We start from the raw sequence: 13,845 nt of genomic DNA, 5'->3' as shown, positions 1-13,845 counted from the left end.
TTTAGGCGACTTTTACAGCCGTTCCGCTAATACTCACCATTAACATGCTTCCGTTTTGACCGACGACTTCGTAATCTAGGTCAACACCAACAATGGCATTCGCCCCAAGCATTTGCGCTTCTCGCTCAATTTCAGCGAATGCGACTCTTCGAGCCTTGGTTAACTCTTCTTCATAAGCTCCTGAGCGCCCGCCAACAATATCTCGGATGGATGCGAATAAATCTTTAAATACATTCGCGCCCATTATAGCTTCGCCAATAACAACGCCATAATAGTGCTCAATTTTTTTCCCTTCTATGGAATTTGTAGTGGTTATAATCATTACTCTATGTCCTTTAATTGCGATTGAATCTGCGCTATCAGCGCTTGGCTACGTTTTTGTAATTCATTTTTTGAATAGGCTTGCATTGGAGCAAATCCCCACACAGGTTTTGGCCAAGCGACATCATCAGTGTAGCGTGCAACATGATGAATATGCAATTGCTTCACCATATTGCCTATACTGGCAATGTTCATTTTATCTGGAGTAAAAACCGCTTGCATCGCCAAACTTAATTGATTGGACTCACTGCACACTTGAATATAGGTAGCATAAGGTAAGTCTGACAGCTCTGTGACATCATTGATTCTTGGTACCAGCAAACACCATGGATACTGACAATCTAGTATTAAGCGTACTTGTGAAATTTCAAAATCACAGACTAATTCACTGTCTTTGGCTAATTGCGGATCTAATTCAAAGCTCATAAGGTTTTACCGTTAAAATTGCGCGCTGTCCAATAGGTACATTCGCATTAGGAAAAACGATTGCTTCATCATCAACTTGCGCCACAAATTCTTTGCCACTTTCAGTTGCTATGACCTCACCTTTTTTAAAAGAAGTAAAATTAGGTGCGGCATCGTCAAAACACAATCTAAAATCGTCCTGTCCTTTATTGATCACCTGATTAACAGTAAATATTTGTAATGGGCATTTTTCAAACGGCGTAACTTCAACCTCTTGTTGCTGAATTAATTTTCTCAGCATATTGTCTACTTTGACGAATTTCTGCATATCATTTTCGCCGAAAGGTTTCACTTTGCCTAACTCAACGGTAAATGCCTCTGCGTTGTGATGATAAGAAGAATAGTAGCTAAAGGTGGTGGTCGGTGATTGAGATAACAATATAGTATTAACATCACAATCGGATAAAAATGCTAATTGTTTTTTATTATATGGCTTGCCATGAAGATAAGGATACACCGCAAATTTTTCATTTATTGACGGGCGAATAGCGGTATGTAAATCATAGTGAAAACGTTTATCAGGATTTCCATTTGCAAAAAAGTCGTTTAACTGCTGCATCAATACCTTGGCTCGCTTACCTTCTAAGGTATCACTTGTTAAATCTGGATTGAATAATCGATTTAGATTCTCCTCAACAAAGCGTTTTGCAATAAGCATTGAAGGCAGATTACCAAAAATGAACAACACTCGATGTTTTGTTGTTATACGCTGCGCATGCAAATCGGAGACAATTTGCTCACAAATTTCGATGGGTGCTGTTTCATTTCCATGAATACCGCATGACAACACTATAGATTTTGTATTTTCGTTGGTGTCCGAAGGCTCGAAACATATGATGCCTTCCTCTGAACTATGAACAAGGAGGTTACTTAGTTGATATGAAAATGGTGTCCATTTATCTCTATTATCGAGGGAATATTGCAAGAAACTCTGATTATCTAACAGCACTTTTTATCTGAGGATTAATTTAACTTATCCCTATACTAGCATGCTTAGCCAGCGTTTAGCACATTTGGATCCTTATAGATCACAGTTGCAAAATTTCCTTCTTTCAATTGTTCGATAAATTTAGGTAATGGTACCGCTTGAGAAAATAGGAAACCCTGCCCTTTGGAAATTCCCATAGATTTCAGTATGGCGAGTTGTTGCAGATCTTCAATCCCTTCGGCATAGGTTTCGCAACCTTTGGCATCACATATAATTTTGGTTGCTTGAATAATGGCTGAGTTTACGGGTGATTGTGTCAATCCAAAAACAAAAGCCTTATCGATTTTGATAGCATCCAAATCAAGATCTCTTACAAATGATAAATTTGAATAACCTTTTCCAAAATCATCCATAGATAACGAAATTCCTAGACTTTTTATTTCATCTAGCTGACGTTTGACCAACAAAGAATGGGTAAGCATTACGTCTTCTGTAAGTTCAATTTCAACTAAACTTGGTGACACTGCATATTCATCAATTAACTTTCTTAACGCAGGCAATAACCTAGGATCATAAAGCTGAGTAGGCGATAAATTAACAGAAATTGGCACATTAAAATCTGCTTGTTGAAGCTTGGATAAACTTTGGAAAGCACTTTCTAGCGTCCAATAGCCTAATTCATTCATCATATTGTAGGATTCAGCGGCCTTAAGCAAAGTACCAGGGAAAACAACACCGTCTAACGGGTGATTCCAGCGTAATAGACATTCTCCGCCGATAATTTCATATGAATTAAGATCAACCTTAGGCTGAAAATAAAGCTCAAGCTCTTCGTTATTTAAAGCGCGGGTCAAATCCGCCTTTAATGCAAGGCCTTTTCCGTGATCCTGATTAATATCATCTGAAAGTAAGGTAAAGTTTACGTGTTGATTAGATTTAGACTTGCGTAACGCACTTTCCGCAAGAGAAATAACACTGTTGACACAACTGGTTTCTTTTTTCCGAATCGCTGCACCCACGTTAAAATCAGCAATGAACGCGGTATTATTTACCATCAGTGGCGCTTTAAAATGGGAAATTAGACGAGCATGCTCGTTACGAATAGATTTGTCGGTAACAGCATCGGTAAATACAATACCAAAGATGTCACCACTTAATCGGCCAACCGCTTTTGCATTAGTGAAAATAGCACCAATTCGATTGACTATTTGCAGTAAAATTTCATCTCCAGCTTTGTGATCAAAGGCTGCAGAAACATCAGAAAAGCGCATAACATCAAGAAACATTAAACTAAATCGGCCTTCCTTTTTGGCGATTTGTTCAATAATCTCAATGAAATGATACCGGTTAGGGATCTCATTTAAATGCTTATGTTTACTCGTAATCATAAAGTCCACTAGTTTATGTTAAGCAGGCGGCTTCTTCCCAGAATCCTGTTATTATTCTGCGTATATAATCTTTATCGTATTGTTTATGAAATACTTTACAAAAAAGCCGGTAAAAACCGGCTTATTTGATGATAGTAGAAAAGAAAATTATTGCACGTTGCAGGAACTCAATTTCCAAATTTTTTCTACATAGTCCGCAATTGAACGGTCTGACGTGAACTTGCCCATTTTGGCGGTATTGAGAATTGCCATTTTTGCCCAAGTCGAATTATCCCTATAAGCCAGGTCTAATTTTTTATTGGCATCACTGTAGGACGCAAAATCAGCTAACACTAAATATGGGTCACCACCATCAAGTAAACTGTGTTTTAAGGTTGATAACTCGCCAGGATTACCTGGGGTAAAATAATCTGTATCTAGCCAGTCCAAAATTGCCTTAATTTCTGCGTTTCCGTAGTAGTAATCGTATGGGTTATACCCTTTCGCTTGTAACGCATTTACTTCATCAACATTTAAGCCAAAAATAAAGATATTATCATCCCCGACTTCTTCAGCAATTTCTATGTTAGCCCCATCCAGTGTTCCTATAGTAATAGCACCATTTAAAGCCAGCTTCATATTTCCTGTACCCGATGCTTCTTTGCCTGCTGTACTGATTTGTTGGGAAACATCTGCGGCGGGAATCATTTTCTCCGCTAGAGAGACGCGGTAGTTAGGTAAAAACACCACCTTGATCTTATGATTAACCCTATTGTCATTATTAATCTTATCCGCAATCTTATTGATCGCATAGATAATGGTTTTAGCCAATTTATAGCCAGGAGCCGCCTTGGCACCGAAGATAAATACTCTAGGATGCATATCGTAATCAGGGTTTTCTAATAGTCGACGGTATAAGGCTAAAATATGCAATAAATTTAGATGTTGTCTTTTGTATTCATGCAGGCGTTTTATTTGAATATCAAATATCGCTTTTGAATCGACTTTAATATTGGTTAATTTGTATATTTCTTCTGCCAGTAAATCTTTGTTTTTCTGTTTTACTGCCATAAATTGTTTTTGAAAGGTTTTATTAGTCGCAAATGCTGACAACTCATCTAACTTTTTCAGGTTTAACACCCAGTCGCTGCCAATCTTGCTATCGACTAAGTCTGACAACAATGGATTACATGCTTTTAACCAGCGACGAGGGGTTATTCCGTTGGTAACATTGGTCAATTTACCCGGATATAACTGGTCAAATTCTGGAAACAGCTGCGATTTAACTAACTTGGAATGTATTTCAGCCACGCCATTGACGGCGAATGAACCAATGACGCTTAAGTTACCCATGCGCACCATTTTTCCATTATTTTCTTCTATTATCGAAAGCTTGGATTTTATTTGATTATTCCCCGGCCATTGCTTTTCAACTTCCTGTAAGAATCTGTGGTTGATCTCATAAATGATTTCAATGTGACGCGGCAACACTTTTTCCAGCATACGCACTGGCCATTTTTCTAACGCCTCTGGTAATAAAGTGTGATTGGTGTAGGCAAAGGTTTTGGTACAAATGCCCCAAGCCGTATCCCAATCAAGTTCTGCTCTATCCACTAATATTCGCATCAATTCAGGAATTGCGATCGCAGGGTGAGTATCATTTAACTGAATTACTACTTGGTCTGAAAATCTTGACCAGTCGTCACCATGGACCCGCTTATATCTGCGTATGATGTCTTTTAGAGAACAAGAGCTAAAGAAATATTGCTGAATTAATCTTAGTTCCTTACCTGCTTCTGTCTCATCATTTGGATAAAGGACTTTGGAAATTGTTTCAGCTTGTACATTTTCGCGCTGTGCATCCACATAACCGCCAGCGTTAAATACGTCCCAGTTAAAATACCCTGAAGATTGACTTTGCCACAAACGTAAAACGTTGACCGTATTACCGCCATAGCCTACGACAGGAATATCCCAAGGAACCCCTTTGACTATTGAGCCTGGATGCCATTCTTTCTGGATTTTTCCATTTGCACCGTATTTAGTTTCTACATATCCATACAACGAAATTTGCTGAATAGACTCTGGGCGACAAATTTCCCATGGATTACCATAATCGCGCCAACTATCAGGTCGTTCAATTTGATAGCCATTTTTAATTTCTTGTCTAAATAGACCATGCTCATAATGAATACCATAACCAATCGCTGGATATTCCATAGTCGCGAGTGAATCGATAAAACAGGCCGCTAGTCGCCCTAACCCGCCATTTCCTAATGCCATATCCGGTTCTTCTTCAAGAACATCGGTAAGTTCCATACCTAATTCTTTTAACGCACTTTTAGCCGTATTAAACAAATCGAAATTGTGCATATTGTTGGACAATAATCGTCCCATCAAGAATTCAGCGGAAAAGTAATGCACCGCGCGAGTGTCATTTAAATAATGTGTACGCTGGGTTTTACGCAGCCGCTCGAGCACTAGCTCTTGGATAGCAGCACTCGTCGCTTTCCACCAGGCATGTTTGTCTGCTTTATTTTCATCCGTGCCTAACGAGCAATGTAGATGTCGGACGATAGCATTTTTAACATCGTCCTTAGTCAAGGTTTCAGTTTCAACCTCAACAGATTTAGTTTTTGATGTTGCTTTACTAGATTTTGTAGTACGAGGCGCCATGATTTTCCCTCTTATGCTGTAATTAACTCACTTAATGAAAGTTTATTACAGCAAAAGAGGTAATACTACTTTGACTTAGGCGTTACATACGTATGTTTGTTAATATTCAGTTAATTTTTAAGATGCTTTTATTATATCCTTATTTCAAATGTCATATATTTACTTTATATTTACATTTAATACACCTTTTGATCACTTCTACCCGATAGTTGAGGTAACTAAAGATTGCGCTTCTTCTATAAGGGCATCTAAATGCTTGTCATCAACAAAGCTTTCAGCGTAAATTTTATAAACATCTTCGGTACCAGAAGGACGCGCTGCGAACCATCCGTTTTCGGTAGATACTTTCACACCGCCAATTGCCGCATTATTACCAGGTGCATGTGTTTGAATATTAGTAATCGCATCACCTGCAATGGATGAGGCATCAACGTCCGAAGCTTTTAACTTCGACAATCGCTGTTTTTGTTCTAATGTAGCTGCCACGTCAATGCGTTTGTACACAGGTACGCCAAAAGCATCCGTTAATTCTTTGTAATGTAAGCCAGGGTCTTTTTCGGTTGTTGCTGTGATCTCGGCGGCTAAAAGACTCATGATAAATCCGTCTTTGTCTGTTGCCCAGGTTTGACCATCTTGCTGTAAGAATATACCGCCAGCGGATTCCTCACCCGCAAAACCAATAGATTGTTCCGACAATCCACCGACAAACCATTTAAATCCAACAGGCATTTCTAATAATGGCCGTCCTAGACGATTTACTACTCGATCAATCATACTGCTGGATACTAGGGTTTTACCCACACCTATACTGTCCGACCACTGAGGACGATGAGTGTAAAGGTAGTTAATTGCCACTGCTAAATAATGATTTGGATTTAACAAACCGGAAGATGCCGTCACAATGCCATGACGATCAAAGTCAGGATCATTTCCAAAAGCTACATCAAACTGTTCTTTTAGTTTTATCAACCCGGTCATAGCAAAGGGTGATGAACAATCCATACGGATTTTTCCATCTCGGTCACAATGCATAAATGCAAATCGTTGATCGAGCTCTCGGTTTACAACATCAATATCAATCTTGTATTTGTCAGCAATAATGTCCCAATAAGCTAGACCAGAACCACCTAAAGGATCAGTGCCTAACTTCAACTTTGCATTAGAAATTGCTTGCATATCCACAACGTCAATCAGCGCATCAACATAATCTTGTGCAAAGTCAGTTTCAGTCAAATATCCTGATGATTTAGCGGATAGAATACTTTGTCTTTTAATTGTACCTTTGTTAATCAGAATTTCATTGGCTCTGTTTTGAATTTGGCTAGTTGCTTTTGTATCAGCTGGACCACCATGCGTTTGGTTGTATTTAAAGCCACCGTCAGTTGGCGGATTGTGAGAAGGGGTTATCACAATACCATCAGCAAAACCTGACGTTCGACCTCTGTTGTAACGAATAATACGCTGAGAAATAACCGGGGTAGGTGTAAATCCCTCGTCCGATTGAATAACCACATGCATTTCATTTGCAGTTAACACTTCAATTGCAGTCAATAGCGCAGGTTCAGATAAGGCATGGGTATCTTTGCCAATAAAAATAGGACCATCTATTCCCTGTTCAATGCGATACTCTGCCAACGCTTGGCAGATCGCGGCAATATGCCCATCGTTAAATGAAGAAGATGAAGAACAGCCTCTATGACCCGAAGTACCAAAAGATACTTGTTGTTGAGCTATCTCTGGATCAGGAGAAAGACTGTAATAATCAGTGACTAATTTGGCGACATTGATCAAAGATGATTGCTGAGGCAACTTTCCAGCGTTTGGGTGTTGAGACATGAAAACTCCGTTTAATAAAAATGACTTAAAAAGTCTACGACATACTTAGGTATTCAGATTGATAATTGCATGTTTTATTTAATCATCTAATATGCAAGATTGAAAGCAAACTATAAAACTCTACTACCATGCGCCATGACATAAAACAATGCATAGAACAAGTCAGTAGGCTTGTTAAAGGAAAGGAATCACAAATAGAGTTAAGCCTCATTTGTATTATTTCAAATGGGCATCTATTGCTCGAAGATTTGCCGGGTATGGGAAAAACCACGCTTTCTCATGCCTTAGCCAAAATCTTTGGGCTAGAGTATGCACGTATTCAGTTTACTTCAGACTTACTGCCTGCAGATATGTTAGGCGTTAATATCTTTAATCAAAAAGATAATTCGTTTGAGTTTCATCCTGGCCCAGTGTTCAACCAATTAATTTTGGCTGATGAAATTAATCGGGCAAGCCCCAAAACCCAATCAGCACTTTTAGAAGCCATGGCGGAAAGGCAAGTTACTATTGACGGTGTAACTCACACCCTACCGTCTCCATTTTTTGTTATTGCTTCTCAAAACCCGTTGCATCAATCTGGGACTCATCCTCTTCCAGAGTCTCAACTTGACAGATTTCAAATGCAACTATCCTTAGGCTATCCGAATGCTGAAGCTGAAAAAGCCATGCTAATGAATAACAGCTCGGTAGATGAAATTGATACTGTTATGAGCGTTGACGAATTACAAGAAATGCAACGTAAAGTGTCTCAGGTGATGATGAGTGATTCAGTGGTAAATTATTTACTCGCTTTGGTTAATCACACAAGAACCAGCAACGATTTCCCCAATGCACTCTCACCCAGAGCGAGCAAAGCCCTATTCAGTGCAGCTCAAGCAGCAGCCTTTGTCAATCGCAGAGACTTCGTAACGCCTGAAGATATCCAATTTATATTACCCTCTGTCGCCGAACATAGACTTCGTGGTCAGTTATTAAATTCCACAGGCTCTAGTTATAGCGAACACTTATTACAGCAAGTTGATCCACTGGCAGCATGATTTACAAGCTAAAAAAGAGGTATTGGACTTGGCATTATAACTACATTATTCAGCGTGCAGCAGCCAAGCAAAATAAAGGCTTTAATATTCACAATACCTTTGTATTACCAAGTAGCTTCGGATGGGCAACTATTGCGGTAGGTATATGTTTATTTATTTTAGGCACTAACTATCAAAATAACATTGTTTTAAGTATGTGTTACCTGCTGATGGCCTTAGTTTTACTGTCTTTATTTCATAGTTATTTTTATTTTACGCAGCATAAACTGCGCTTTTTACCGGTTCAACCTGACTTTGCCAACCGTCGCCTGCACTTAGAATTTGAACTGGATAGCATGCAAAGATATGAGTTCGGTCAACTTGATATTAGTTTAGGTAAGCTACACAACAAAATAAATGTCACTGCCAGTGGCGAAAAATCTCAACATATCTCTATTCAACTACCACAGTTAAAACGCGGGATACACGCTCTACCCGGCGTTTGTGTGCAAGCAACTTATGGATTAGGTTTATTTAAATGCTGGAGTTATCTTGTTTACCCTGACAAGCTGATCGTGTATCCCAGTGTAATTAAACATCCGCCTAAACTTCACAAAATGGCCAGTGATAGTGGTGGTGCAAGTTCTTCTGATTCTCAAATGGTAGTTTCTGATAATTTACAAGGGATCCGTAGTTACCAAAAAACAGATCCATTGCATCATGTCTCATGGAAACATGTGGCCAAAGGGCAAGGCATGCTAAGTAAAGACTTTACTGAAAATGCGGGCGTTTCTGGCTGGTTATTTTTGGCAGACTACCAACATTTGGATACAGAAAAAGCGCTCAGTATTTTATGCTTCCAAGTACAGCAATTACATCGTGATAAAGTAAAATTCGGCATAGATTTAGGCACTACTAAGGTACTCCCAAACCTGGGTGATAAACATCAATTAGAATGCTTATCCTTGCTGGCGAGCTTTAATCAGTCACCTTCTACGACTAGCTTTTTGGGTTGATCATTATGGTGACAATTTTAAGCCAAAAAGCTCTTAAACTTCCCTCAATATTATCCGCTATATTATTTACCATGGTGTTGGCACCGTTGTATGAACCTATGATGGGCTGGGTTTGGGTGTTATTTGTTTGCGCTAATTTAATTTGTTTGGCCAGAGCCTTCAAACCTATTCCTGCGTTAAAAAATAGAACCTTAAATGTATTTGCACTTTTTTGTCTTGTACTTTTAATTACCTTTGCAGGTGAATATGGCTTATTGAGCACTATGGTAAACCTGCTAGTTGTGGCCTGTAGTCTAAAATTCTTAATGCTTAAAACCACTGCTGATTTTCATCTAGTGCTTATTGTACAAATCTTTTTAATCGCCTCAGGTTTTATCTTCCATCAGGGATTAGGTTTTGCACTTTATTACAGCATCGCAGTATTTTTGGTTTTTTATATCGCCTTCTTGCTTAACATGGGGAATCAAACGAGTACTGACGCAGCTAAACAAACCGCAAAACAATTGGCTCAAGCAATTCCCATCGCAGCATTAGTATTTATTATTGCGCCGCGTTTTCCGCCGTTTTGGGAAACCCCTGTCGAAAAGAAAAACGAGACTGGATTAAGTGAGAAAATAACCCCCGGCGATATTGCTAATTTAGCAAGGTCCACTGACCTTGTATTTAGAGCTGAATTTACCGGTGATATCCCTGAGCCTGGTGATAGATATTGGCGGGCTATTATTCTGGACTATTTTGATGGACAATCTTGGTCCGTTGGTCCACAGCAAAGCGTGCAAGTCCAACAACAAAGTGTCAATTATTTTGGGGATTTCTGGCGATATTTAGTCATTGCCGAACCAAATCAAACTAGATGGCTGTACTCTCTAGACATTCCGCTTGTAACCGATGTTATGAGTCAACAAGAAATTAACCAAACTGACAACTACCAACTGTTTACATCGACACCTGCGAAAAACAATAGTTTATATATTGTGAATTCCTACTATCAAATGCCCCTGGATAGACAAAAAGTACAACATAATTTTGAGCGATACTTGCAATTGCCTTCCTCTGGTAACCCTGAGACCAAAAAATATATTGAGTCTTTAGCCTTAGATTCTCTGAGTAATTTTGAAAAAATGCATAAAATTGCTGAGATATTCACGCCAGAAAGCTTTAAATACACCTTAAAGCCACCTTTAATGCAAAATGAACCCGTGGACCAGTTTCTGTTTTCGTACCGTAGAGGTTTTTGTTCACATTATGCTTCTGCATTAACCTACATGCTTAGACTAGCCGGCGTTCCGTCACGAATCGTCACTGGTTATCAAGGGGGATTAGAACAAGCAACGTCAATTTTAACCGTAAGACAGTACGACGCTCACGCCTGGGTTGAAGCATGGCAGGAAGATATTGGTTGGGTCCGCATCGACCCTACCGCTATGGTAGCGCCAGATAGAATGACAACTGGCTTGTTATCCGCAATATCAGAAGAAGATAATGAATTAGTGGAAGGCAATAGTTTCTTAAGAGGCATGGCGAGTTTACCGGGATTAAAACATTTGAGCGATTTTATTGTAATGGCTAATCATAATTGGTCGCAAATGGTCTTAGGCTATGACCAAGAAAATCAACGAGATCTTATTGAACGTATCTTCGGTGAAGTTAATACCAAGAATCTAATCACATTTTTGCTCGTGAGTTTCGCTATTATCGTGGCCATAGTGGCGTTCTTTTTTGCTCCTTGGCGACGTTGGTTTAAAACCGAAAAAGTAACGCCCCAAGTGATTTTATTTGAAATCTTACGTAATCGAGGGTTCAACAAGCAGACCCAAGAAACCATGAAAGACTTTTTCGTTCGAATTAGCGATAAATGCACAGAAGATGAAAAACAGGTATTGTTTACTTTTGCTGATGTTTATTATGAATTTGAATATGCCGATGTGGCTCTACAAGCGCCTAATCAAAAACGCCTTGATGAAGCATTGGAAGAATGCATCAAAATTATTAAACCTAAATAAAGATACTTTTGTTAAGCATAATAAAAAAAACCCAGCATTTGCTGGGTTTTTTCATTTCGTTTTGAAAGCGTTACTTACTTTTTAGCAGCTGCTTTACGTGCTTTTGCTTCTTCAATAACTTTATCAGCAACGTTTTGTGGACATGCACTGTAGTGAGCAAATTCCATTGAGAACTGACCACGGCCTGAAGTAATTGTACGTAAGTGACCGATATAACCAAACATTTCTGAAAGTGGTACATCTGCTTTAATACGAACACCAGTTGCGCCGGCTTCTTGGTCTTTAATCATACCACGACGACGGTTAAGGTCACCGATTACGTCACCAACGTTGTCTTCTGGAGAGAACACGTCAACTTTCATGATTGGCTCAAGAAGTTGTGGACCCGCTTTTGGCATTGATTGACGGAAAGCGCCTTTAGCAGCGATTTCAAACGCGATTGCTGATGAGTCAACTGCGTGGAATCCACCGTCGTACAATTCAACTTCAACGTCAAGTACAGGGTAACCAGCAAGAGGACCCTCTTCCATCATACCCTTAAATCCTTTCTCGATAGCCGGGAAGAATTCTTTAGGAACGTTACCACCAACAACAGTAGAAACGAATTTGAAGCCAGAGTTTTGCTCTCCAGGACGGATACGATAATCGATTTTACCGAACTGACCAGAACCACCAGACTGTTTCTTATGAGTGTAGCTATCTTCTACTGGAGTAGTAATAGTTTCACGGTAAGCAACCTGAGGTTGACCAACTTCAAGCTCAACACCATAAGTACGCTTCAAAATGTCTACTTTGATGTCTAAGTGTAATTCACCCATACCTTTAAGGATGGTTTCACCTGAATCTTCATCAGTTTCAACTTGGAAAGATGGATCTTCTGCTACTAGTTTACCAATAGCGATAGACATCTTCTCGTTAGCACCTTTATCTTTAGGCTTAACAGCAATAGAGATTACTGGCTCTGGGAAGATCATTGGTTCTAGCGTACAAGGGTTCTTTGGATCACATAATGTGTGACCAGTTTGAACATTCTTCATACCTACAACTGCAATGATGTCACCTGCTTGTGCAGATGTTAATTCTGTACGGTCATTTGCGTGCATTTCCACCATACGACCAATACGCTCAGTTTTACCAGTTGCGCTGTTTAAGATGGTGTCACCTTTGTTTAATTTACCAGAGTAAATTCGGATAAAGGTCAAAGCACCAAAACGGTCATCCATGATTTTAAATGCTAATGCACGGAATGGCTCGTCAACAGATACTGTCGCTACTTCACCAGTAGGTTCACCGGTTTCTTCATCAGTAAGTTCTTGTGGATCAACTTCTGTAGGTGAAGGCAAGTAATCAACAACAGCGTCAAGTACTAACTGAATACCTTTGTTTTTAAACGCAGATCCACAGAAAGTTGGGAAGAACGCTAGGTCACGAGTACCTTTACGGATACAACGCTTAAGGTCTTCAATAGAAGGTTCTTCACCGTCCATATAAGCCATCATAAGGTCGTCGTCTTGCTCCACTGCAGTTTCTACAAGCATTTCACGGTATTCAGCTGCTTTTTCAACTAAATCAGCTGGGATATCAACTACTTCGTAGTTTTCTGGTAAACCAGAATCATCCCATACATAAGCTTTTTGCTCTAATACGTCTACAACACCTTTGAAGTCGTCTTCGATACCAATTGGTAAGGTCATTACCAATGGGTTAGCAGCAAGTACTTTTTTCACTTGACCAACTACACGGTAAAAATCTGCACCCATACGGTCTAGTTTGTTTACGAAGATAATACGTGCAACTTCTGATTCGTTAGCGTAACGCCAGTTTGTTTCAGATTGAGGTTCAACACCACCTGAACCACAGAATACACCCACACCACCGTCAAGTACTTTCAATGAACGGTATACTTCAACTGTGAAGTCAACGTGTCCAGGAGTATCGATGATGTTCATTCTGTGATCTTTCCAGAAACAAGTAGTCGCAGCAGACTGAATGGTAATACCACGCTCCGCTTCTTGTTCCATGAAGTCTGTAGTTGATTCACCATCGTGTACCTCACCGGTTTTATGGATTTTACCGGTAAGTTTCAAAATTCGTTCTGTCGTGGTCGTTTTACCCGCGTCTACGTGGGCAAAAATACCTATATTTCTGTATTGCGATAAGTCTGACATATTTCCACTTTCGTTGGTTCTAAAAAATTGCTGGCGGATTATATAGATA

At 39.5% G+C, this 13,845-nt stretch carries 10 protein-coding genes; 3 read left to right on the top strand and 7 right to left on the bottom strand.

Annotated elements, in window-relative coordinates; all coding sequences use genetic code 11:
- Position 1: 1 nt before the first annotated feature.
- From ACNKW3_RS10945 to pgm, 6 genes are all read right to left on the bottom strand, one after another.
- Positions 2 to 322, bottom strand: coding sequence for a heavy metal-binding domain-containing protein (locus tag ACNKW3_RS10945; protein ID WP_427399334.1), 321 nt, complete (start codon positions 320 to 322; stop codon positions 2 to 4).
- A complete protein-coding gene (locus ACNKW3_RS10940) occupies positions 322 to 747 on the bottom strand; it encodes an HIT domain-containing protein (protein ID WP_427399333.1) in 426 nt (141 codons plus the stop codon). The genes ACNKW3_RS10945 and ACNKW3_RS10940 overlap by 1 nt, the downstream gene beginning before the upstream one ends.
- Positions 737 to 1,735, bottom strand: coding sequence for a succinylglutamate desuccinylase (astE, locus tag ACNKW3_RS10935; protein WP_427399332.1), 999 nt, complete (start codon positions 1,733 to 1,735; stop codon positions 737 to 739). Before astE ends, ACNKW3_RS10940 begins: the two co-directional genes overlap by 11 nt.
- A gap of 44 nt (positions 1,736 to 1,779) precedes the next feature.
- A complete protein-coding gene (locus ACNKW3_RS10930) occupies positions 1,780 to 3,102 on the bottom strand; it encodes a putative bifunctional diguanylate cyclase/phosphodiesterase (RefSeq protein WP_427399331.1) in 1,323 nt (440 codons plus the stop codon).
- 147 nt (positions 3,103 to 3,249) lie between these two features.
- A complete protein-coding gene (locus ACNKW3_RS10925) occupies positions 3,250 to 5,757 on the bottom strand; it encodes a glycogen/starch/alpha-glucan phosphorylase (RefSeq protein WP_427399330.1) in 2,508 nt (835 codons plus the stop codon).
- Between the two features lie 198 nt (positions 5,758 to 5,955).
- Complete coding sequence (gene pgm / locus ACNKW3_RS10920; RefSeq protein WP_427399329.1) at positions 5,956 to 7,593, bottom strand: phosphoglucomutase (alpha-D-glucose-1,6-bisphosphate-dependent); 1,638 nt, start codon at positions 7,591 to 7,593, stop codon at positions 5,956 to 5,958.
- Positions 7,594 to 7,721: 128 nt separating this feature from the next.
- Between pgm and ACNKW3_RS10915 the strand changes: the two genes are divergently transcribed.
- Genes ACNKW3_RS10915 through ACNKW3_RS10905 form a run of 3 tightly spaced genes read left to right on the top strand, consistent with a single transcriptional unit; the run spans position 7,722 to position 11,628 of the window.
- Complete coding sequence (locus tag ACNKW3_RS10915) at positions 7,722 to 8,630, top strand: AAA family ATPase (protein WP_427399328.1); 909 nt, start codon at positions 7,722 to 7,724, stop codon at positions 8,628 to 8,630.
- Positions 8,627 to 9,625 carry a DUF58 domain-containing protein gene (locus ACNKW3_RS10910; RefSeq protein WP_427399327.1) on the top strand — a complete coding sequence of 333 codons (999 nt, stop codon included), beginning with the start codon at positions 8,627 to 8,629 and terminating at the stop codon, positions 9,623 to 9,625. The genes ACNKW3_RS10915 and ACNKW3_RS10910 overlap by 4 nt, the downstream gene beginning before the upstream one ends.
- A 5-nt stretch (positions 9,626 to 9,630) precedes the next feature.
- Positions 9,631 to 11,628, top strand: a complete 1,998-nt coding sequence (locus tag ACNKW3_RS10905; protein ID WP_427399326.1) for a transglutaminaseTgpA domain-containing protein — start codon at positions 9,631 to 9,633, stop codon at positions 11,626 to 11,628.
- A 74-nt stretch (positions 11,629 to 11,702) separates the two neighbouring features.
- On the opposite strand, the gene fusA is transcribed toward ACNKW3_RS10905, so the two are convergent.
- Positions 11,703 to 13,796 (bottom strand): elongation factor G, encoded by a 2,094-nt coding sequence (gene fusA / locus ACNKW3_RS10900; RefSeq protein WP_427399325.1) that lies wholly within the window; start codon positions 13,794 to 13,796, stop codon positions 11,703 to 11,705.
- Positions 13,797 to 13,845: the final 49 nt, after the last annotated feature.

The organism is Glaciecola sp. 1036 (assembly GCF_050306235.1).
Lineage (GTDB): Bacteria > Pseudomonadota > Gammaproteobacteria > Enterobacterales > Alteromonadaceae > Glaciecola.
The sequence above is the reverse complement of the archived record's forward strand: the minus strand, read 5'-3'. Positions and strand labels throughout refer to the sequence as shown.

Coding starts and splice junctions, on each gene's coding strand:
- ACNKW3_RS10945 (WP_427399334.1), bottom strand. CDS start 322: ATGATTATAACCACTACAAATTCCATAGAAGGGAAAAAAATTGAGCAC.
- ACNKW3_RS10940 (WP_427399333.1), bottom strand. CDS start 747: ATGAGCTTTGAATTAGATCCGCAATTAGCCAAAGACAGTGAATTAGTC.
- ACNKW3_RS10930 (WP_427399331.1), bottom strand. CDS start 3,102: ATGATTACGAGTAAACATAAGCATTTAAATGAGATCCCTAACCGGTAT.
- ACNKW3_RS10925 (WP_427399330.1), bottom strand. CDS start 5,757: ATGGCGCCTCGTACTACAAAATCTAGTAAAGCAACATCAAAAACTAAA.
- pgm (WP_427399329.1), bottom strand. CDS start 7,593: ATGTCTCAACACCCAAACGCTGGAAAGTTGCCTCAGCAATCATCTTTG.
- ACNKW3_RS10915 (WP_427399328.1), top strand. CDS start 7,722: ATGCGCCATGACATAAAACAATGCATAGAACAAGTCAGTAGGCTTGTT.
- ACNKW3_RS10910 (WP_427399327.1), top strand. CDS start 8,627: ATGATTTACAAGCTAAAAAAGAGGTATTGGACTTGGCATTATAACTAC.
- ACNKW3_RS10905 (WP_427399326.1), top strand. CDS start 9,631: ATGGTGACAATTTTAAGCCAAAAAGCTCTTAAACTTCCCTCAATATTA.
- fusA (WP_427399325.1), bottom strand. CDS start 13,796: ATGTCAGACTTATCGCAATACAGAAATATAGGTATTTTTGCCCACGTA.